Origin of the sequence: Comamonas testosteroni TK102 (assembly GCF_000739375.1) — a bacterium.
Taxonomy (GTDB): domain Bacteria; phylum Pseudomonadota; class Gammaproteobacteria; order Burkholderiales; family Burkholderiaceae_C; genus Comamonas; species Comamonas brasiliensis.
The window spans coordinates 347,336-364,366 of record NZ_CP006704.1 but is presented as its reverse complement, the minus strand read 5'-3'; the positions used below and the strand labels follow the sequence as shown (position 1 = coordinate 364,366).

Annotated in this window: 25 protein-coding genes; 6 read left to right on the top strand and 19 right to left on the bottom strand. The window is 60.3% G+C overall.

What is annotated here, in order from left to right; translation table 11 throughout:
* Positions 1–30: 30 nt before the first annotated feature.
* Positions 31–894: a F0F1 ATP synthase subunit A gene (gene atpB, locus O987_RS01655; RefSeq protein WP_003059377.1), complete on the bottom strand. Its 864-nt coding sequence runs from the start codon at positions 892–894 to the stop codon at positions 31–33.
* A 13-nt stretch (positions 895–907) separates the two neighbouring features.
* Positions 908–1,375: an ATP synthase subunit I gene (locus O987_RS01650; protein ID WP_019042020.1), complete on the bottom strand. Its 468-nt coding sequence runs from the start codon at positions 1,373–1,375 to the stop codon at positions 908–910.
* A gap of 378 nt (positions 1,376–1,753) precedes the next feature.
* Here O987_RS01650 and O987_RS01645 point away from each other — a divergent pair, with 378 nt between their 5' ends.
* Genes O987_RS01645 through lipA form a run of 3 tightly spaced genes read left to right on the top strand, consistent with a single transcriptional unit; the run spans position 1,754 to position 3,796 of the window.
* Complete coding sequence (locus tag O987_RS01645; protein WP_003059380.1) at positions 1,754–2,071, top strand: YbeD family protein; 318 nt, start codon at positions 1,754–1,756, stop codon at positions 2,069–2,071.
* A gap of 41 nt (positions 2,072–2,112) precedes the next feature.
* Complete coding sequence (gene lipB / locus O987_RS01640) at positions 2,113–2,805, top strand: lipoyl(octanoyl) transferase LipB (protein ID WP_003059382.1); 693 nt, start codon at positions 2,113–2,115, stop codon at positions 2,803–2,805.
* Positions 2,806–2,815: 10 nt separating this feature from the next.
* Positions 2,816–3,796, top strand: coding sequence for a lipoyl synthase (gene lipA / locus O987_RS01635; RefSeq protein WP_003059385.1), 981 nt, complete (start codon positions 2,816–2,818; stop codon positions 3,794–3,796).
* Positions 3,797–4,285: 489 nt separating this feature from the next.
* On the opposite strand, the gene O987_RS01630 is transcribed toward lipA, so the two are convergent.
* From O987_RS01630 to O987_RS01610, 5 genes are all read right to left on the bottom strand, one after another.
* Positions 4,286–5,335 (bottom strand): YwqG family protein, encoded by a 1,050-nt coding sequence (locus tag O987_RS01630; RefSeq protein ID WP_043370613.1) that lies wholly within the window; start codon positions 5,333–5,335, stop codon positions 4,286–4,288.
* A 42-nt stretch (positions 5,336–5,377) separates the two neighbouring features.
* A complete protein-coding gene (ptsP, locus tag O987_RS01625; protein WP_043376010.1) occupies positions 5,378–7,153 on the bottom strand; it encodes a phosphoenolpyruvate--protein phosphotransferase in 1,776 nt (591 codons plus the stop codon).
* Positions 7,154–7,358: 205 nt separating this feature from the next.
* The gene (locus O987_RS01620; protein ID WP_003059390.1) at positions 7,359–7,628 is read right to left on the bottom strand and encodes an HPr family phosphocarrier protein; all 270 of its coding nucleotides are present in this window, start codon (positions 7,626–7,628) and stop codon (positions 7,359–7,361) included.
* Positions 7,597–8,052 (bottom strand): PTS sugar transporter subunit IIA, encoded by a 456-nt coding sequence (locus O987_RS01615; protein ID WP_043003828.1) that lies wholly within the window; start codon positions 8,050–8,052, stop codon positions 7,597–7,599. The genes O987_RS01620 and O987_RS01615 overlap by 32 nt, the downstream gene beginning before the upstream one ends.
* A gap of 97 nt (positions 8,053–8,149) precedes the next feature.
* The gene (locus tag O987_RS01610; RefSeq protein ID WP_043370612.1) at positions 8,150–8,713 is read right to left on the bottom strand and encodes a hypothetical protein; all 564 of its coding nucleotides are present in this window, start codon (positions 8,711–8,713) and stop codon (positions 8,150–8,152) included.
* A 151-nt stretch (positions 8,714–8,864) separates the two neighbouring features.
* Here O987_RS01610 and O987_RS01605 point away from each other — a divergent pair, with 151 nt between their 5' ends.
* On the top strand, positions 8,865–9,377 hold the full coding sequence (locus tag O987_RS01605; protein ID WP_043003826.1) for a TlpA disulfide reductase family protein: 513 nt from the start codon (positions 8,865–8,867) through the stop codon (positions 9,375–9,377).
* Between the two features lie 151 nt (positions 9,378–9,528).
* Here the strand turns inward: O987_RS01605 and O987_RS01600 are convergent, their stop codons facing one another.
* Positions 9,529–9,975, bottom strand: a complete 447-nt coding sequence (locus tag O987_RS01600) for a c-type cytochrome (protein ID WP_003081732.1) — start codon at positions 9,973–9,975, stop codon at positions 9,529–9,531.
* Positions 9,976–10,112: 137 nt separating this feature from the next.
* Between O987_RS01600 and O987_RS01595 the strand changes: the two genes are divergently transcribed.
* Positions 10,113–10,817, top strand: coding sequence for a cytochrome b/b6 domain-containing protein (locus O987_RS01595; protein WP_050785884.1), 705 nt, complete (start codon positions 10,113–10,115; stop codon positions 10,815–10,817).
* Positions 10,818–10,899: 82 nt separating this feature from the next.
* Positions 10,900–11,388, top strand: coding sequence for a GNAT family N-acetyltransferase (locus tag O987_RS01590; RefSeq protein WP_019042017.1), 489 nt, complete (start codon positions 10,900–10,902; stop codon positions 11,386–11,388).
* Positions 11,389–11,504: 116 nt separating this feature from the next.
* On the opposite strand, the gene O987_RS01585 is transcribed toward O987_RS01590, so the two are convergent.
* The 11 genes from O987_RS01585 to rplC form a co-directional block, all read right to left on the bottom strand.
* Complete coding sequence (locus tag O987_RS01585; protein WP_003059399.1) at positions 11,505–12,011, bottom strand: peroxiredoxin; 507 nt, start codon at positions 12,009–12,011, stop codon at positions 11,505–11,507.
* A gap of 116 nt (positions 12,012–12,127) precedes the next feature.
* The gene (gene rpsQ / locus O987_RS01580; RefSeq protein WP_003059401.1) at positions 12,128–12,397 is read right to left on the bottom strand and encodes a 30S ribosomal protein S17; all 270 of its coding nucleotides are present in this window, start codon (positions 12,395–12,397) and stop codon (positions 12,128–12,130) included.
* A 9-nt stretch (positions 12,398–12,406) separates the two neighbouring features.
* The gene (rpmC, locus tag O987_RS01575) at positions 12,407–12,604 is read right to left on the bottom strand and encodes a 50S ribosomal protein L29 (protein ID WP_003059403.1); all 198 of its coding nucleotides are present in this window, start codon (positions 12,602–12,604) and stop codon (positions 12,407–12,409) included.
* A gap of 10 nt (positions 12,605–12,614) precedes the next feature.
* Positions 12,615–13,031, bottom strand: a complete 417-nt coding sequence (gene rplP, locus O987_RS01570) for a 50S ribosomal protein L16 (protein ID WP_003059405.1) — start codon at positions 13,029–13,031, stop codon at positions 12,615–12,617.
* A gap of 2 nt (positions 13,032–13,033) precedes the next feature.
* Positions 13,034–13,903, bottom strand: a complete 870-nt coding sequence (gene rpsC / locus O987_RS01565) for a 30S ribosomal protein S3 (protein ID WP_003059406.1) — start codon at positions 13,901–13,903, stop codon at positions 13,034–13,036.
* Between the two features lie 16 nt (positions 13,904–13,919).
* Entirely contained in the window at positions 13,920–14,252 is a 333-nt protein-coding gene (rplV, locus tag O987_RS01560; RefSeq protein WP_003059408.1) for a 50S ribosomal protein L22, read from the bottom strand.
* Between the two features lie 10 nt (positions 14,253–14,262).
* Positions 14,263–14,538, bottom strand: a complete 276-nt coding sequence (gene rpsS / locus O987_RS01555) for a 30S ribosomal protein S19 (protein WP_003059413.1) — start codon at positions 14,536–14,538, stop codon at positions 14,263–14,265.
* A 10-nt stretch (positions 14,539–14,548) separates the two neighbouring features.
* The gene (gene rplB / locus O987_RS01550; RefSeq protein ID WP_003059414.1) at positions 14,549–15,373 is read right to left on the bottom strand and encodes a 50S ribosomal protein L2; all 825 of its coding nucleotides are present in this window, start codon (positions 15,371–15,373) and stop codon (positions 14,549–14,551) included.
* Between the two features lie 2 nt (positions 15,374–15,375).
* The gene (gene rplW, locus O987_RS01545) at positions 15,376–15,690 is read right to left on the bottom strand and encodes a 50S ribosomal protein L23 (RefSeq protein ID WP_003059415.1); all 315 of its coding nucleotides are present in this window, start codon (positions 15,688–15,690) and stop codon (positions 15,376–15,378) included.
* Positions 15,687–16,310 carry a 50S ribosomal protein L4 gene (rplD, locus tag O987_RS01540; protein WP_003059416.1) on the bottom strand — a complete coding sequence of 208 codons (624 nt, stop codon included), beginning with the start codon at positions 16,308–16,310 and terminating at the stop codon, positions 15,687–15,689. The genes rplW and rplD overlap by 4 nt, the downstream gene beginning before the upstream one ends.
* Positions 16,310–16,984 (bottom strand): 50S ribosomal protein L3, encoded by a 675-nt coding sequence (gene rplC / locus O987_RS01535; protein ID WP_003059417.1) that lies wholly within the window; start codon positions 16,982–16,984, stop codon positions 16,310–16,312. The genes rplD and rplC overlap by 1 nt, the downstream gene beginning before the upstream one ends.
* Between the last annotated feature and the right edge of the window lie 47 nt (positions 16,985–17,031).

Genomic DNA, 17,031 nt, shown 5'->3' with positions numbered 1-17,031 from the left:
TTAAAGAAAGGTTGAGTGAAAGAAAGGATTTCAGTGAGCTTCATGTGCCTGGCCGAGGTAAATCAGCGTCAGCATCATGAAAATGAAGGCTTGCAGGGTAATGATCAGGATGTGGAAGATCGCCCAGATCGAACCTGCAATGATGTGCCCCACGGGGAGCAACACACCGGAAAGCGACATGGCAGCCGCACCGCCCATCAAGGCGATCAGACAGAACACCAACTCACCAGCGTACATATTGCCGAACAGTCGCATACCGTGCGAAACCGTCTTGGCAATGTATTCAATGATTTGCATGGCCAGGTTCACAACGCCCAGGATCACAGCAAACACGGGATTCTTAGAGGTACCGAACGGAGCGGTCACCAGTTCGTGAGCCCAGCCGCCCATGCCCTTGATCTTCACCGAGTAGATCAGGCACAGCACCAGCACGCCGGTCGACAGACCCAGAGTGGTGGACAGGTCGGCAGTAGGCACGACACGCAGGTAGGCATGGGAGTCGCCCTGGGCGGTCTGCCACAGCACGGGCAGCAGATCCACAGGCAGCATGTCCATGGCGTTCATCGCGAAGATCCAGACGAACACGGTCAGTGCCAGAGGAGCGATGAACTTGCGAGATTCAGCGTTGTGAATATTGGCCTTGGCCTGGTTGTCCACCATTTCGACCAGCATTTCCACCGCAGCCTGGAAACGACCGGGAACGCCGGAAGTCGCCTTGCGGGCAGCCAGCCAGAGGACGAACAGGCACAAAGCGCCCAGAGTCACACTCACGGCAATCGAATCCAGATTGAACACGGAGAAGTCGATGATGGACTTCTGCTTGATGTTCTGGAGGTGTTGCAAGTGGTGAACGATGTATTCACTTGCAGTTGGTGCGTGCGCTTCTGCGGCCATCGGTCAACTTCTCTCAAATATCAATCGGTTTTTGGACACTGGATCGCACCAGAAGCGCAACCCAATACGTTTTCATCACAACAATCAAGCCGACCAGCAGCGCCAGCCAGCTCAGGTCAGGTACCAGCTTGGGTGCAGCCGCCAACATGGCAATGCACAGCACCAGCTTCACCAGCTCCCAACCGAAAATCCCTGCCATGGCGCCACCGGCACCTCCCGGCCGCTGACGAACCACGCCTCTTGCAAACAGCGCCGCGGGCAACACGACCGCCAGCGCTCCATACGCTGCCGACCAGCCTGCGGCTGCACGCCCCGTGATCAACCACGACAGCAAAGCCACGATAACGCCTACCAGCGTCTGAACCATGACGATGCGCCAGACCGAAACCTGCGGAAAGCGCGAACGCCATGCAGAGGCTTCTTGTGCAGTCAGGGGCTTGAAGTCTTCGACTTCGTCCTCATCCTGGAAATCAGCGGGCATGTTTGTCATGTTTTCTTTCGCACCGCTGACCAGGCAAGACTTTTTTACAAAGCCTCTGATTATAAGTAAAAACCCCCGTCGTTAGATAGGGGTTGATACTGTCATGCGCAAAACGTCTTTGACAAGACCTGAGGGTTGTCGCCGAGTGACAACATTTGCCACCCGCAGCTTTGGTGCGGCGCGAGTGTGCCTCAATTGAAAAACCCGATTGCCCTGAATTGTCTGCCTGCACCCAGGGGCTTTGAGGGTTTGCAGGCTCCGGTCATCCATCGATTAGGCCCACACACGCAGGGCTGCCCGGCGTGGCGCACAATCTTTGCTACTCATTGACAGGCTGTTTCACCAACGGCAATTTTTCATTTCAGCCAAGGATTCCTCATGAGCGACACGCCCAACACATCTGCCGCCAACGAGAACGGTCAGCAAGAAGACCCGCGCAAGGATTCGCTGATCGAGTACCCGAGCCAGTTCCCCATCAAGGTCATGGGTGTCAAGAATGAGCATCTGGTACATGAAATCACCAAGATCGCCGAAAAATTCGACCCCAGCTTTGACGCCAGCACGGTCGAGCTGCGCCCCAGCTCCGGCGGCAACTACCTGGGCGTGACCATCACCATCACGGCCACCAGCCGCGAGCAGCTGGACGACACCTACCGCGCACTGACCTCTCACCCCCTGGTGAAGGTCGTGCTGTGAGCGACAGCCCGATTGCTTCTGCTTCGCAGCCGCCCGAAGCCATGGACCTGCGCTTTCTGGGGCGTACCGGCTATGAGGCAGCGGTGGTCGCGATGCAGGAGTTCACGCGCACCCGCAACGCGAGCACGCGCGACGAACTCTGGATTTGTGAGCACTCACCGCATTTCACGCAGGGGCTGGCTGGCAAGACCGAAAATGTTCTGAACCCCGGCGATATTCCCGTGGTCGCCACCAATCGTGGCGGCCAGGTGACCTATCACGGCCCCGGCCAGGTGGTGGCCTATCCGCTGCTGGATCTGCAGCGCATGGGCTACTTCGTCAAGGAATACGTGTACCGGCTGGAAGACGCGGTGATCCGCACGCTGGATCATTTCGGCGTCACCGGCCACCGCGTGGCGGGCGCGCCCGGCATTTATGTGCGCCTGGACGATCCGCGCAGCCATGCCATGCTGGAGCAGCGCCCGCAGCACCGCAAAGCCGGCAGCCCGGCGCCCGAGCCTCATTTCGAGGGCCTGGGCAAGATTGCCGCCCTGGGCATCAAAGTCAGCCGCCACAGCACCTACCACGGAGTGGCACTCAATGTCGATATGGATTTGGAACCTTATTTGCGAATCAACCCTTGCGGATACGCAGGGCTGAGGACGGTGGACCTTTCTACAATCGGCATACAGACAACCTGGGACGAGGCCGCATCCGTGCTGGGCCGCCAGCTGAAGGCGCGTCTCTCTCCCTGAAGGCAAGATCATGAGCACCAATGAAGTCGTGCGCGAAGCGCAGTCCGCCGAAAACTACAACCCGCTGGCCAAGCAGAAGGCTGCCGCCAAGCTGGCGCGCATCCCCGTGAAGGTGGAGCAGGCCGAAGTCCTGAAGAAACCCGAGTGGATCCGCGTCAAGGCCGGCAGCCCCAGCACGCGCTTTTACGAAATCAAGGACATTCTGCGCAAGAACAATCTGCACACGGTCTGCGAGGAAGCCAGCTGCCCGAATATCGGCGAATGCTTCGGCAAGGGCACGGCCACCTTCATGATCATGGGCGACAAGTGCACGCGCCGCTGCCCCTTCTGCGATGTGGGCCATGGCCGCCCCGACCCGCTGGACGTGAACGAGCCGCTGAATCTGGCGCGCACCATTGCCGCTCTGCGCCTGAAGTACGTGGTGATCACCAGCGTGGACCGCGACGACCTGCGCGACGGCGGCTCGGGCCACTTCGTGGAATGCATCAAGAACATCCGCGAACTCTCGCCCGAGACGCAGATCGAAATCCTGGTGCCCGACTTCCGCGGCCGTGACGACCGCGCGCTGGAGATTCTCAAGTCGGCTCCGCCTGATGTGATGAACCACAACCTTGAAACCGCACCACGCCTGTACAAGGAAGCGCGCCCCGGCTCCGACTACCAGTTCAGCCTGAACCTGCTCAAGAAGTTCAAGGAACTGCACCCCGATGTACCGACCAAGAGCGGCATCATGGTGGGCCTGGGCGAGACTGACGAGGAAATCCTGCAGGTGATGCGCGATATGCGTGCCCACAACATCGACATGCTGACCATCGGCCAGTATCTGGCGCCCACCAACAGCCACCTGCCCGTGCGCCGTTATGTGCACCCCGACACCTTCAAGATGTTCGAGCAGGAGGCCTACAAGATGGGCTTCACCCACGCCGCCGTCGGTGCCATGGTGCGCTCCAGCTATCACGCCGACCAGCAGGCACATGCCGCAGGCGTCTGAGCACCGAAGAAAGTGCTCACCCACAAGCAGCCCAAGGGCTGCTTTTTTCATGGCCACACACAACGAGCAGTGCTGCACGCTCCAGGATTTGCCCAAAAATAAAGCTCCTGAATAAGGAGCTTGCTGCGCTTTCTGGTAAAGCCTACATAGTCAATTCATAGCAGGATCGCTGTAGATCATGCGCTAAAAGCCATGAAATTTGAATAACCCACTGTTTGCATCGAAAAAACGCCTGGCTAACCGGCAAACCGCTGGCTGGCAAAAACGACTGCAGGCTGAACAGGCCCGACGAGTCGCCCCACGATGAAACTGAGCCATGCAGCGCTGGATACCCCACCAGAGTCCCGTGCTGCAAGCTGGGATGGATAGTAACATCAAATGAGAATCAATATCAATTAATTTTCGTTTTCCACCAAAAGAAATCTCCAAGCAGCTGTTTTGCCGCCATTTCGCAACCGTTGGTACCTGAGGCCACGGCGCAGGCGGGTTTCAGCAACACTGCAGCACCAACCGCGCCCGGTCAAAGCGACGCGCGCGCAGATCGTCGCGGCGCATCCAAAGATAGACCTGACCTTCATCGCCCCAGCCCATGCCGCCTTTTTCATCGCAGCCGATCTGCAGCAGCAAAAGCCACTGCGTTGCGGTATCGCGTACGGCCCGCGTGGCCTCGTCCGCGTAGGCATCGCCATTACCGCAGTAATGCCCCGCAGCCACCAGCGCGCATTCGGTCTGCATATCCCCCTGGATGGGCGTGGGCCAGCCGCCGATGCGATGGCAGCCGCTGTCCTCTCCACCGCTGCTGGCAGCGTTTTGTGCGTCATCGAACCACCATTCGACAAAGCGATCACGCTGCTCTTCGTCTAGCTCCAGCCCCTGCGAACCCCACTGAGCGCTCTCCAGGGGCAAGGCCGTGACGCAGGCATGCATTTCGCAGGCCATAGGTGCGAGCTGGCAGTGATCGGGCAGTTCTAGCAGCGCCGGCGGCTGCTGACGTCGCTCGAGCACAGCATCGTCTTCGGAGAAGATGAGCTTTAGCGCACAGGCATCTGCAGGATTGAAACCCCAGGGCTGCTCCAGCAGGTCGTAGAAGACGGACAACAGCCCGGACTCGGGAAAAGCTGCCTCCAGGGTCCCGGCGGAGCGGGCTTCCGCGAAGTTGATCTGCGCCACAAAGCTCAGCGGAAAAGTGCGTTCGAGTCTTGCAATGTGCTGCAAGGCCTCTTCGCGAAACAGCATTACTTGCTCCGGTCTGGCCCAACGCCAGCGGCTGTCGGGAGCAACGCTGTCTTCGCGATGGGGCTTCACCCGCTGCTCATGGTCCGGATAGCGCCCTCGCTCGGGCCAGGCCACACCGGCAGGCAGGTCGGGACAGCCGCCAAACTTGGTGCTGCCGGACGCAATCTCCGCTTCATCCTCCACTGCAGTGGTCTGCAGCCACATAGCCGGCCTGGCTTGCGCTGCCAGTTGCAGCGCAAGCGCTGCATCTTCCAGCACCGGCTCAAGCGCACGGGCGATTTCCTGCGAATTTGCGTAATTCATCCATCCCTTTTCTGCCTGCCCTGAGGTCGTTCCCAAGGTTCTTCAGGGCACCAGCATCTGCGCCGGGCATTCGCTGCCCAGCACTTCAGCGGCCCAGGGAGCCAGCTTGCTGGCGTCCGCGCGCAGCACCTCCTGCTTGACGGCCAGGATCTGCGCGGGATGCATGGAAAAACTGCGCAGCCCCAGACCCAGCAGCAGCCGCGTCATGCTCAGGTCGCCCGCCATTTCGCCGCAGACGCACACCTCCTTGCCTGCGGCATTGGCCGCTGCGATCACCTCGGCCACCAGCCGCAGCACGGCAGGATGCATGGGGTCGTAGAGATGAGCCACGGTTTCGTCGGCCCGGTCGATGGCCAGCGTGTACTGGATCAGGTCGTTGGTGCCTATGGAAAGGAAGTCGAAATACTGCAAAAAGCTGCGCACCGTCAGCGCAGCCGCCGGGATCTCGATCATGGCGCCCAGCTTGACCGGACCGTAGGCGATGCCGCGCACATCGAGCTCATGCTGTGCCTGGCGCAGCTGGGCCAGGGTCTGCTCGATCTCGCTGCGATGTGCCAGCATGGGAAACAGCAGCTTGATCTGCCCGTGCGCCGCCGCGCGCAGGATGGCGCGCAGCTGGGTGCGGAACATCACGGGGTCGGCCAGACTCCAGCGGATGGCGCGCAGACCCAGTGCGGGGTTGAGGTAGTAGTCCTTGGGCTGGGCCTTGTCCAGCGGCTTGTCGGCCCCCACGTCCAGCGTGCGGATGGTGACCGGCATGCCTTGCATGCCGTCGATGGCCTCGCGATAGGCGCGGTACTGCTCCTCCTCACCGGGCAGATTGCCGCTGCGCCCCATGAACAGGAACTCGGTGCGGAACAGCCCCACGCCGACAGCGCCAGCCCGCACGGCCGCCGCCCCGTCGCTGGGCTGCTCGATATTGGCCAGCAGCTCCACCTTCTGCCCGTCCATGGTCAGCGAAGGCGTGTAGCGCAGACGGGTCAGGCGCTCGCGCTCCAGCTCGGTCTGGCGCTGACGAAAGCTGTACTCCGCCAGAATGATGGGAGTGGGGTCCACGATGACCACGCCCTCGTTGCCGTCGATGATGACCCAGTCGTCCTGGCGGATCAGCTGGCTTGCAGCCCGCGCACCGACCACGGCCGGAATGTCCATGCTGCGCGCGACGATGGCGGTGTGGCTGGTCTTGCCGCCCACGGCGGTGATGAAGCCCGCAAAGACCTTGCTCTTGAACTGCAGCATGTCCGCCGGCGACAGATCCTGCGCCACCAGCACCAGCGGGGTTTCCGTGGCGCCTTCGAGCTGCAGCTGCTGCCCGCTGGCTGCCGGGGTGGCGCCTGTCGGTGCCAGCGGCGGTGCAGCTTGCGCAATCGGGCTGGCCGCACCCTTCATGTGGCGCAGAATACGCTCCACCACCTGCTCCAGATCGGCCTTGCGCTCGCGCAGGTATTCGTCGTCCATCTCGTCGAACTGGCGCGAGACGATCTCCAGCTGCGTGGTCAGCGCCCATTCGGCGTTGTAAAGACGCTCGGAGATCCAGTTGCGAATGGCCTCGGCCAGCGCCTGGTCCTGCAGCAGCATCAGATGCACATCGAGCAGCGCATCCAGCTCGCCGGGCGCGTCCTTGGGCATCTCCTCCTGAAGCCGACGCAGCTCGTCAATCACCGCATTGCGTGCCGTGCGGGCACGCTGGATCTCCGACTCCACCTGATCTGGACGGATGAAGTAATGCACCACCTCCATGCGACTGGAGGCCACAACGACCGCGCGCCCAATGGCAATCCCTCGGGAAACGGCCAGGCCGTGGATGGCAAATGTCATAGCGAATGCCCTTTCGCGAATTTCGCGATTGCTTTTTGCTTGCTTCTTGCTCTTGTTTTTGCAGCAGCCAGCGCAGTTCTTCACTGCGCCGCAGCACGAAAAACGCTTTATCTCATTGCCAGCAAGGAGCTCCCTGCTATCAAAGGAGCTAGCGCCCCAGCCGCCGCCTGCACGCAGTCAAGCGACGACGCAGGCCGCGCCCCTGTTACTGGCCTTCACCAAACTTGTCGTTGATCAGGGCCACCAGCGCATCCATGGCTTCCTGCTCCTGCGCGCCATCGGTTTCCATCTCCAGCTCGGAGCCTATGCCCGCGGCCAGCATCATCACGCCCATGATGCTCTTGGCATTGACGCGGCGCTCGCCCTTGGTCAGCCAGACCTCGCAGGGGAAGCTGCCGGCGAGCTTGGTGAGCTTGGCCGATGCGCGGGCATGCAGGCCCAATTTATTGCTGATGGTGATATTGGTCTTGATCATTGGAAGGTCGTGCGCTTTGATTTTGTCGGGAACTGCCGGCCACCTGCATCACCCCCTGGCTACCGCCCACCATGGCCCGCGAGACCAGGGCGTCCAGCGGCTCGTGTCGATAGCCGATGGAGCGCAAAAGCATGGGCAGGTTCACCCCCGCCACCAGCCTGGCCTGCAACAGCCCGCTGAGACGCTGGGCCACATTGCAGGGCGTGGCGCCGAACAGGTCGGTCAGCACCAGTGTTGGCGCATCCAGCCCGCCATGCGCCACCAGCATGGCCAGGGCACGCTCCAGCGTGGCTTCGGGCGCCTCGTCGGAAGGCACGTCCAGAGCCAGCAAGTCGTCAGCGCTATCGGCAAACACGTGCAGCGCGCATTCGCGCAATGCAGCGGCCAGAGGAGCGTGAGTGAGCAAAAGAATGCGCGTGGTCATGTAGTCACAGTTCTTGATAGCAAATTATGGCTTGTCGCCGCCGTCAACAAGGGCAATGAGGTGGATGAAGCGCAAGGGTCATGATCTGGATCCGGGCTTATTGCAGCTGCAGGCCCGAGAAAAACAGCTCGGCCTCTGCAGGCATGGCCTTGTCAGCGTAAATCACCGCGTGGTAGAGCCTGGCGCCGCTGCCTTCCAGGCGAGCGAACCACAGTCCATGTCCCACCACCTTCTGCCCCCTGGGGCCCAGGCCTTCGAATGTGATGCGCAAGGACTGCGGCAGGTTCAGCGCCCCCTTGGGCACCCACGGGCCGTCTCCCTTGACATTGAGTCTTTTCGCGACGCCGTCTGCCGACTTCAGCTGCGCCAGCACTGCCTGCTGCCAGAACGTCAGCGCCTCGGCCGCGCGGGCGGGCTCGGCCACGGCGAAATGCGATACCGCATAGGTCGCCCCCTGGGCCTCGCAGCCCACCACCGACAGCGGCACCTGGCCCAGGCCCAGCTCGACAGGGCGGCTGGCCGTCTGCGCATCGCAGGGCAGCAGCGCTTGCAGCGGCGCATCCTTGAGCTGGATGGTGCGCCAATTCAGCGCCGGGCTGCAGGCGGCCAGCAGTGCGCAGCTGAACAGTAGCGTCGCAGCCCAGAGTCCGGTTTTCTTCATGACCCATTATCGGCAGCGGCATGGGCCCGGCCTGCTACGCAAGCCTAGGGTTGACCCGTGGGTCAAGCAGTAGGAACTGAACTTTCTGCGTGTTTGGCACACCAAACCACAGATCAGCAAGATGCTGAAGATTTGTGCACAATCAATCTCTATGGCAAGCAAACATTGGATCGCAGGCATTGTGGCGGCCGCCGTCATCGGCGTCGGGGCCTGGGTGTATTCGGGCGCAGGGCAGACCGCGGCGCCGCAATCCACCTTTGTGCTGCTGGACGGCAGCCAGAAAACCACCGCCGACCTCAAGGGCAGGGTGACGCTGGTGAACTTCTGGGCCACCAGCTGCACCACCTGCGTGGCAGAGATGCCCGAGATCATCAGCACCTACCAGAAGTACCAGGGCAAGGGCTTTGACACCCTGGCTGTGGCCATGAGCTACGACCCGCCCAGCTATGTCGTGAACTTTGTCGAATCGCGCAAGCTGCCCTTCCAGGTCGCGCTGGACAACACCGGCAATGTGGCCAAGGCCTGGGGCGATGTGCAACTCACCCCCACCACCTTCATCGTCAACAAGCGCGGCGAGATCGTGAAGCGCTATATCGGCGCCCCCGACTTTGAGCAGCTGCACAAGCTGATCGAGAAGCTGCTGGCCGAGCCTGCGAACGCCTGAACTCATTCAAAAACATAGCTGGTAGCGCACGCTGTTGTTCGATTTCAAGATGAAATAAAGCTGAAATCACCTATCAGCATGCGCAAGGCGCTCATAAAAAACCGGCACTGCCGGTTTTTTTTGCGTCTGCTTGATGCAGAACAGTCTTGACTTACTTATTGCGGAAGCTGTCGTGGCAGCTCTTGCAGCTATTGGCGGCCGGGCCGAAAGCCGTCTTGAGATTGTCCAGATTGCCGGTCTTGGCGGCAGCGTTGAGCTTGACGACTTCTGCTTCCATCTTGCCCGACAGGTCATGGAATTTGGCCTGCTCCTTCCACACCTCGGGCTTGGCCTTGCCGCCTTCGGTGCCGGCGCCGAAACCGGCCCAGGGCAGCTTGGACATGAAGGCCACGACCTCGGCGCTTTCCTGCGCGCTCTTGGCATCGAAGGGCATCTTGCCGTTGGCCATGGCGCCCAGACGGCTGAAATGCGTGCCCAGCACACTCAGCGCGCTCTGGCGGTATTTGATGGCATCTTCAGCCTTGGCAAACTGGGCCGAGGCAGGCAGGGCCACGGTGGCAACCACAGCAGCGAATGCCAGAGTGGAAAAAGCTTTCATCGGGGTATCCTTTCTTGGTTCTGCAGCTCACCACAGGCGGCTGCAGAACCAGTATGGCAGAGTCACCCAAAGGCCGCGATTTGGGCTTGCCGCCTTGCCAGGGCACAATGTCCGGGTCCATCAGCCATGAAAAAGCCATGACAGAGTCCGCCACACAAGCCGCCACGGAAATCCACAGAATCCGGATCTGGGATCTGCCCACCCGCCTGTTTCACTGGCTGCTGGCGACCTGCATCGTTGCCCTGGTCGTCACCGCCAAGATGGGCGGCAATGCCATGAACTGGCATCTGATACTGGGACAGGTGGTGCTGGCTCTGCTGGTCTTTCGCCTTCTCTGGGGCCTGGTCGGCGGGTACTGGTCGCGCTTTGGCAGCTTCATTCCTTCCGCGGCCGCCATGAGACGTTATCTCAGCGGCGCCTCGACCACGCAGGACCGCGCAGGCCACAACCCGCTGGGCTCGCTGTCGGTCATCGCGATGCTCGCCGTGCTGATGGCGCAGATCGCAAGCGGGCTGATGAGCGATGACGAAATTGCCTTCAGCGGTCCCCTGACGCGCTTTGTCTCGGGCGAGCTGATCTCCAAGGCCACCGACTACCATGCTCACTGGGGCCAGTACCTGATTTATGCACTGGTCGCACTGCATCTGCTCGCCCTCATCGGCTACAGCCTCAAAGGCAACAAGCTGCTGCCCGCCATGGTGACGGGCGACAAATGCCTGGCAGAACCGGTCACGGCGAGCCGCGACACCGCCGCCACCCGCATGCTGGCTGCGCTGCTGGCCGTGGTGGCAAGCGCACTGTCCTGGTGGGTCCATCAACTGGGCCAGGGCGCTGCTTTCTGAGTTCTGACGACGCAGCCTGCGCTTTAACCATGAAGAGCACTTGCCGCTACACTGACCCTTCTTTCATCATCGCCTAGTTGCCGTGGACAAGCCCGCCGTGGACTTGCTGACGCCCGGACTGGAGGAAATGGGTGCTGTGCGCCAGATCTTCCAGGAGTATGCGGACAGCCTGAACATCGACCTGGAATTTCAAGGATTCGAATCCGAAATCGCCGATCTGCCCGGCGACTATGCCCCGCCCCGCGGCCAGATACTGCTGGCCCATGTGGACGGTGCTCTCGCCGGCTGTTGCGCGCTGCGCCCGCTCGATGACTGCGACTATCCCAATGCGGCCGAAATGAAGCGCCTGTATGTGCGCAAGCCCTTTCGCGGCTTCGGCCTGGGCCGTCAACTGGCCGAGGCCATGCTGGACGTGGCACGCCAGAGCGGCTACGACCATGTGCTGCTCGACACACTGGACGACATGGAATCCGCCCGCGCGCTGTATGTGGACCTGGGCTTTGCGTCCATCGAGCCCTACTATCACAACCCGCTTCCAGGCGCACACTACCTCAAGGCCGATCTGTTCTGAGCCCGGACGCGAAAAAGGCATTGCCAAGCTGGCAATGCCTTTTTTTATGGCGCCGCGCCAAGCCGCCTTGCGGCGAGAACATCATTCCCGCGCGCAGCGGCTCAGAGCTTCACCCATCAAGCCTTGGCCTGGGCCAGCATGGTGGCGGCGTCGCTGACTTCAAACTTGCCGGGAGCTTCCACGTTCAGGGTCGCAACCTTGCCGTCCTTGACCAGCATGGAGAAGCGATTGGCGCGCAGACCCAGGCCCTTGCCGTTCAGGTCCAGCGTCAGGCCGGTGGCCTTGGCAAATGCCGCATCGCCGTCGGCAATCATGCGCACCTTGCCAGCCACCTTCTGGTCGCGGCCCCAGGCGCCCATCACGAAAGCATCGTTCACGGACAGGCACCAGATTTCGTCCACGCCGGCAGCCTTGAGCTCTTCAGCCTTGGCCACATAGCCTGGCAGGTGCTTTTCGGAGCAGGTGGGCGTGAAGGCGCCGGGCACGGCAAACACGGCAACGGTCTTGCCGGCCAGTGCTTCGGGCAGCTTCACGGGGTTGGGGCCGAGGCTGCAGCCATTGCCTTCCACTTCCACATATTCCATCAAGGTCACTGCGGGCAGGGCATCACCAACTTTAATCATGACTATCTCCTTTGTTGCAAAGCAAGGACCGCGTTCTTGGCGGCCCAAATAAAAAAACGACCCACAACATTGTGGGTCGTTTTCAAGGGCTTTGCAGCCGGTGGGCCTGGTTAGGCTTACACCAGGGCAGCCTTTTGAACCAAGCGGGTAGCAACCCAATTCTTGGTCTTGGAGAGAGGACGGCTCTCGGTGATTTCAACCACGTCACCCAGCTTGTACTCACCTTGCTCGTCGTGAGCGTGGTACTTGCTCGACTTGATCATGATCTTGTCGTAGATGGGGTGCTTGACGCGGCGTTCCACGAGAACGGTCACAGTCTTGGCACGCTTGTCGCTGACCACCTTGCCAATCAAGGTGCGCTTGAGGGATGTTTTAGCTTCCGTCATGTCGGCTCCTTACTTGGCGGCTTGCTTTTCAGCAAGGATGGTCTTGGCACGAGCGATGTCACGGCGTGTAGCCTTGATGGTCGCAGTGTTGCCCAGTTGTTGCGTGGCCTTTTGCATGCGCAGACCGAAGTGAGCCTTTTGCAGGGACTTCACTTCAGCTTCCAGACCAGCCACGTCTTTTTGGCGGAGTTCAGCAGATTTCGTCATGTTGATCTCCTTAAGCACCAATGTGACGGGACACGAAGGTCGTGCGCAGAGGCAGCTTTGCAGCAGCCAGGCGGAACGCTTCACGGGCCAGCTCTTCAGGCACACCCACGATTTCGTAGATCACCTTGCCGGGCTGGATTTCGGCCACGTAGTACTCGGGGTTGCCCTTACCGTTACCCATACGCACTTCGGCGGGCTTGGTAGAGATGGGCTTGTCCGGGAACACGCGGATCCAGATACGACCACCACGCTTGACGTGACGGGAAATTGCACGACGTGCAGCTTCGATCTGGCGTGCGGTCAGACGACCACGGTCAGTAGACTTCAAACCGAAATCGCCGAAGGCAACGGAGTTGCCACGGGTAGCGATGCCGGTGTTGCGGCCTTTTTGTTCCTTACGGAACTTGCGGCGTGCAGGTTGCAGCATGTTTATTCTCCTTTACCGTCCGCTGCTGTAGCGGGCGCGTCGGCCTTACGAACGCGCTTAACGGAATCAGCACCAGCGCCAGCAGGCTTGTCGCTGCCATCGGCAGGAGCGGCATTGGTGCCTGCGGGACGACGGCCACCACGGCCAGCGCCATCACGGCCATCACGGCGACCGTCACGACGGGGACCACGGGGACGACGCTCGTCTTCAGGACGGGGCGTTTCCACGGCGGGCAGATCGTTACGGCCCAGGGTGTCACCCTTGTAGACCCAGACCTTCACGCCGATGATGCCGTAAGTCGTCTTGGCTTCGGAGAAGCCGTAGTCGATGTCGGCACGCAGAGTGTGCAGAGGCACGCGGCCTTCGCGGTACCACTCGGTACGAGCAATTTCGATACCGTTCAGACGACCGGAAGACATGATCTTGATGCCTTGAGCACCCAGACGCATGGCATTCTGCATGGCACGCTTCATGGCGCGGCGGAACATGATGCGCTTTTCCAGCTGTTGGCAGATGGAGTCAGCGATCAGCTTGGCATCGATTTCGGGCTTGCGCACTTCTTCGATGTTCACAGCCACGGGCACGCCCAGGCGAGCAGCGAGTTCCTTCTTCAGGGCCTCGATGTCTTCACCCTTCTTGCCGATCACCACGCCCGGACGAGCCGAGAAAATGGTGATGCGGGCGTTCTTGGCAGGACGCTCGATCAGAACGCGAGCCACAGCGGCGTTCTTCAGCTTGGCCTTCAGGTACTCGCGCACCTTGATGTCTTCGGCCAGCATGCCGGCGAAGTCACGGTTGCTAGCGTACCAGCGGCTTGCCCAGTTGCGGCTCACCGCCAGACGGAAGCCGGTAGGATGGATTTTCTGTCCCATATTCTTCCTTAAGGCCTCAGTTACCCACTGTCACATAGATGTGGCAGGTAGGCTTGCTGATGCGGTTGCCGCGGCCCTTGGCGCGAGCAGTGAAACGCTTGAGCGTAGTGCCTTGCTCGACGTAGATGGTCTTGACCTTCAGCTCGTCGATATCGGCGCCGTCGTTGTGCTCAGCGTTGGCGATAGCGGATTCCAGAACCTTCTTCACGATCACGGCAGCTTTTTTCTGCGTGAACTGGAGAATGTTCAGAGCTTGATCCACCTTCTTGCCGCGGATCAGATCCGCGACCAGGCGACCCTTGTCAACAGACAGGCGGACGCCACGGAGAACAGCACGTGTTTCAGACATGTTCTATTCCTTACTTCTTGGCTTTCTTGTCCGCAGGGTGACCCTTGAAGGTACGAGTCAGCGCGAATTCACCCAGCTTGTGGCCAACCATCTGGTCAGTCACATAAACCGGCACGTGTTGCTTGCCGTTGTGCACGGCGATGGTCAGACCGATGAACTCGGGCAGGACCATGGAGCGACGCGACCAGGTCTTCACTGGCTTCTTGTCCTTGGTGGCGATGGCCTTTTCGACCTTGGCCAGCAAGTGATGGTCAACAAACGGACCCTTTTTAAGAGAACGAGTCATTTGCTACCCCTTACTTCTTACGGCGCGACACGATCATTGTCTGTGTGCGCTTGTTGTTACGGGTGCGGTAGCCCTTCGTCAGATTGCCCCATGGGTCAACTGGGTGACGGCCTTCACCGGTCTTACCTTCACCACCACCGTGCGGGTGGTCGACAGGGTTCATGACCGTACCGCGGACGGTAGGACGAATACCCATCCAACGCTTCACACCGGCCTTGCCCAGACGGCGCAGGCTGTGTTCTTCGTTGGCAACTTCACCGATGGTGGCACGGCACTCGATGTGCACCTTGCGGACTTCGCCCGAACGCATACGCACTTGAGCGTAGATGCCTTCGCGAGCCAGCAGAGTGGCGGAGGTACCAGCCGAGCGAGCGATCTGAGCACCGGCACCGATCTTCAGTTCGATGCAGTGGATAGTCGAGCCCACGGGGATGTTGCGGATAGGCAGGGTGTTGCCCACGCGGATAGGAGCTTCGGAGCCGCTGATGATGGTAGCGCCGACTTCCAGGTTGCGAGGAGCAATGACGTAGCGACGTTCGCCGTCTGCATAGCACACCAGAGCGATGTGGGCAGTACGGTTGGGGTCGTATTCAATGCGTTCAACCTTGGCGGGGATACCGTCCTTGTTGCGCTTGAAGTCCACCACACGGTAGTGGTGCTTGTGACCACCGCCCTTGTGGCGAGTTGTGATGTGACCGTTGTTATTACGACCGGCCTTCTGGAATTGAGCTTCCAGCAGGGGGGCAAAGCCCTCACCCTTGTGCAGGTGGTCGCGAGTAACCTTCACCGCGCCGCGTTGGCCGGGGGTCGTAGGTTTGAGCTTGATAACAGCCATGATTACGCAGCCTCCCCAGACAGGTTCAGCTCTTGACCGGGCTTGAGCATCACGTAAGCCTTGCGCACATTGTCGCGACGGCCAACGGTCTTGCCAAAGCGCTTGGTCTTGCCCTTGGTGTTCACCACAGACACGCCTGCCACTTCAACCTTGAACATCAATTCCACAGCGGCCTTGATTTCGGGCTTGGTAGCGTTCTGCAGCACCTTGAATGTCACAGCATTGGACTTTTCAGCAACCAGAGTGGCCTTTTCGGACACGATGGGAGCGACCAGCACTTGCATCAGACGACCTTCGTCAAACTTGGTAGTGCTCATGCGAACATCTCCTTGAGTTTGTCGATCGCACCCTTGGTGACGAGCACTTTCTTGTAGTGCACCAGCGACACGGGGTCTGCATAGCGCGGCTCAACCACGAACACGTTCTTCAGATTGCGGGATGCCAGGTACAGGTTCTCGTCGATTTCTTCAGCGATCACCATCACCGACGAAGACAGGTTCATAGCCTTGAATTTGTCTGCCAGCACCTTGGTCTTGGGGGTATCCAGCGTCAGGGACTCCACAACTGCCAGACGGCCTTCGCGGGCCAGCTGAGACAGGATGGCAGTCATACCGGCGCGGTACATCTTCTTGTTGATCTTCTGCGAGAAGTTTTCTTCGGGCAGATTGGGGAAGATGCGACCGCCGCCACGCCAAAGAGGCGAGGAGGACATACCAGCACGTGCACGGCCTGTACCCTTTTGCTTGAAAGGCTTGGCGGTGGTGTGACGCACTTGTTCACGGTCCTTCTGGGCGCGAGTGCCTTGACGTGCGTTGGCACGGTAGGCAGTCACCAGCTGGTGGACCAGGTCTTCGTTGAATTCACGACCGAACACAGTCTCGGGAGCTTCCACCTTGGAAGCGGCCTGGCCTTGTTCATTCAGGAGTTCGAGCTGCATTAGTTCGCTCCTTTGGAAGCTTTAGCCTTGATCGCGGGGCGCACGGAAACGAAGCCACCCTTGGCGCCAGGAATGGCACCCTTGATCAACAGCAGTTGGCGTGCTTCGTCGATACGAACCACGTCGAGGTTTTGAGTAGTGACGGTTTCGTCGCCCATGTGGCCAGTCATACGCTTACCGGGGAACACGCGACCGGGGTCTTGTGCCATACCGATAGAACCGGGGACATTGTGCGAACGGCTGTTACCGTGCGAAGCGCGCTGCGAACTGAAGTTGTGGCGCTTGATCGTGCCGGCGTAGCCCTTACCGATGGAAGTGCCTTGCACGTCCACCTTCTGGCCGACGCTGAACAGCTCTGCCACAGGCAGAACAGCACCAGCGGCATACTTGCCAGCGGTTTCATCGGTCACGCGGAATTCACGGGTCACTTCACCGGCTTCGACACCCGCCTTGGCGAGGTGGCCGGCTTGAGGCTTGGTCACGCGAGAAGCCTTGCGTGCACCGAAAGTGACCTGCAGGGCCACATAGCCATCGTTCTCTTGGGTTTTGACCTGAGTCACGCGGTTGTTAGAAACATCCACCACTGTGACAGGCACTGCGTCCCCATCATCAGTGAACAGACGCATCATGCCCACCTTGCGACCCAGCAACCCCAGGGAGTTGCTCAGACTCATTTGTTTGCTCCAAAACTTTTGCCGCTGAAACTGCAATTGGCCCAGCG

Coding starts and splice junctions, on each gene's coding strand:
- atpB (WP_003059377.1), bottom strand. CDS start 894: ATGGCCGCAGAAGCGCACGCACCAACTGCAAGTGAATACATCGTTCAC.
- O987_RS01650 (WP_019042020.1), bottom strand. CDS start 1,375: ATGCCCGCTGATTTCCAGGATGAGGACGAAGTCGAAGACTTCAAGCCC.
- O987_RS01645 (WP_003059380.1), top strand. CDS start 1,754: ATGAGCGACACGCCCAACACATCTGCCGCCAACGAGAACGGTCAGCAA.
- lipB (WP_003059382.1), top strand. CDS start 2,113: ATGGACCTGCGCTTTCTGGGGCGTACCGGCTATGAGGCAGCGGTGGTC.
- lipA (WP_003059385.1), top strand. CDS start 2,816: ATGAGCACCAATGAAGTCGTGCGCGAAGCGCAGTCCGCCGAAAACTAC.
- O987_RS01630 (WP_043370613.1), bottom strand. CDS start 5,335: ATGAATTACGCAAATTCGCAGGAAATCGCCCGTGCGCTTGAGCCGGTG.
- ptsP (WP_043376010.1), bottom strand. CDS start 7,153: ATGACATTTGCCATCCACGGCCTGGCCGTTTCCCGAGGGATTGCCATT.
- O987_RS01620 (WP_003059390.1), bottom strand. CDS start 7,628: ATGATCAAGACCAATATCACCATCAGCAATAAATTGGGCCTGCATGCC.
- O987_RS01615 (WP_043003828.1), bottom strand. CDS start 8,052: ATGACCACGCGCATTCTTTTGCTCACTCACGCTCCTCTGGCCGCTGCA.
- O987_RS01610 (WP_043370612.1), bottom strand. CDS start 8,713: ATGAAGAAAACCGGACTCTGGGCTGCGACGCTACTGTTCAGCTGCGCA.
- O987_RS01605 (WP_043003826.1), top strand. CDS start 8,865: ATGGCAAGCAAACATTGGATCGCAGGCATTGTGGCGGCCGCCGTCATC.
- O987_RS01600 (WP_003081732.1), bottom strand. CDS start 9,975: ATGAAAGCTTTTTCCACTCTGGCATTCGCTGCTGTGGTTGCCACCGTG.
- O987_RS01595 (WP_050785884.1), top strand. CDS start 10,113: ATGACAGAGTCCGCCACACAAGCCGCCACGGAAATCCACAGAATCCGG.
- O987_RS01585 (WP_003059399.1), bottom strand. CDS start 12,011: ATGATTAAAGTTGGTGATGCCCTGCCCGCAGTGACCTTGATGGAATAT.
- rpsQ (WP_003059401.1), bottom strand. CDS start 12,397: ATGACGGAAGCTAAAACATCCCTCAAGCGCACCTTGATTGGCAAGGTG.
- rpmC (WP_003059403.1), bottom strand. CDS start 12,604: ATGACGAAATCTGCTGAACTCCGCCAAAAAGACGTGGCTGGTCTGGAA.
- rplP (WP_003059405.1), bottom strand. CDS start 13,031: ATGCTGCAACCTGCACGCCGCAAGTTCCGTAAGGAACAAAAAGGCCGC.
- rpsC (WP_003059406.1), bottom strand. CDS start 13,903: ATGGGACAGAAAATCCATCCTACCGGCTTCCGTCTGGCGGTGAGCCGC.
- rplV (WP_003059408.1), bottom strand. CDS start 14,252: ATGTCTGAAACACGTGCTGTTCTCCGTGGCGTCCGCCTGTCTGTTGAC.
- rpsS (WP_003059413.1), bottom strand. CDS start 14,538: ATGACTCGTTCTCTTAAAAAGGGTCCGTTTGTTGACCATCACTTGCTG.
- rplB (WP_003059414.1), bottom strand. CDS start 15,373: ATGGCTGTTATCAAGCTCAAACCTACGACCCCCGGCCAACGCGGCGCG.
- rplW (WP_003059415.1), bottom strand. CDS start 15,690: ATGAGCACTACCAAGTTTGACGAAGGTCGTCTGATGCAAGTGCTGGTC.
- rplD (WP_003059416.1), bottom strand. CDS start 16,310: ATGCAGCTCGAACTCCTGAATGAACAAGGCCAGGCCGCTTCCAAGGTG.
- rplC (WP_003059417.1), bottom strand. CDS start 16,984: ATGAGTCTGAGCAACTCCCTGGGGTTGCTGGGTCGCAAGGTGGGCATG.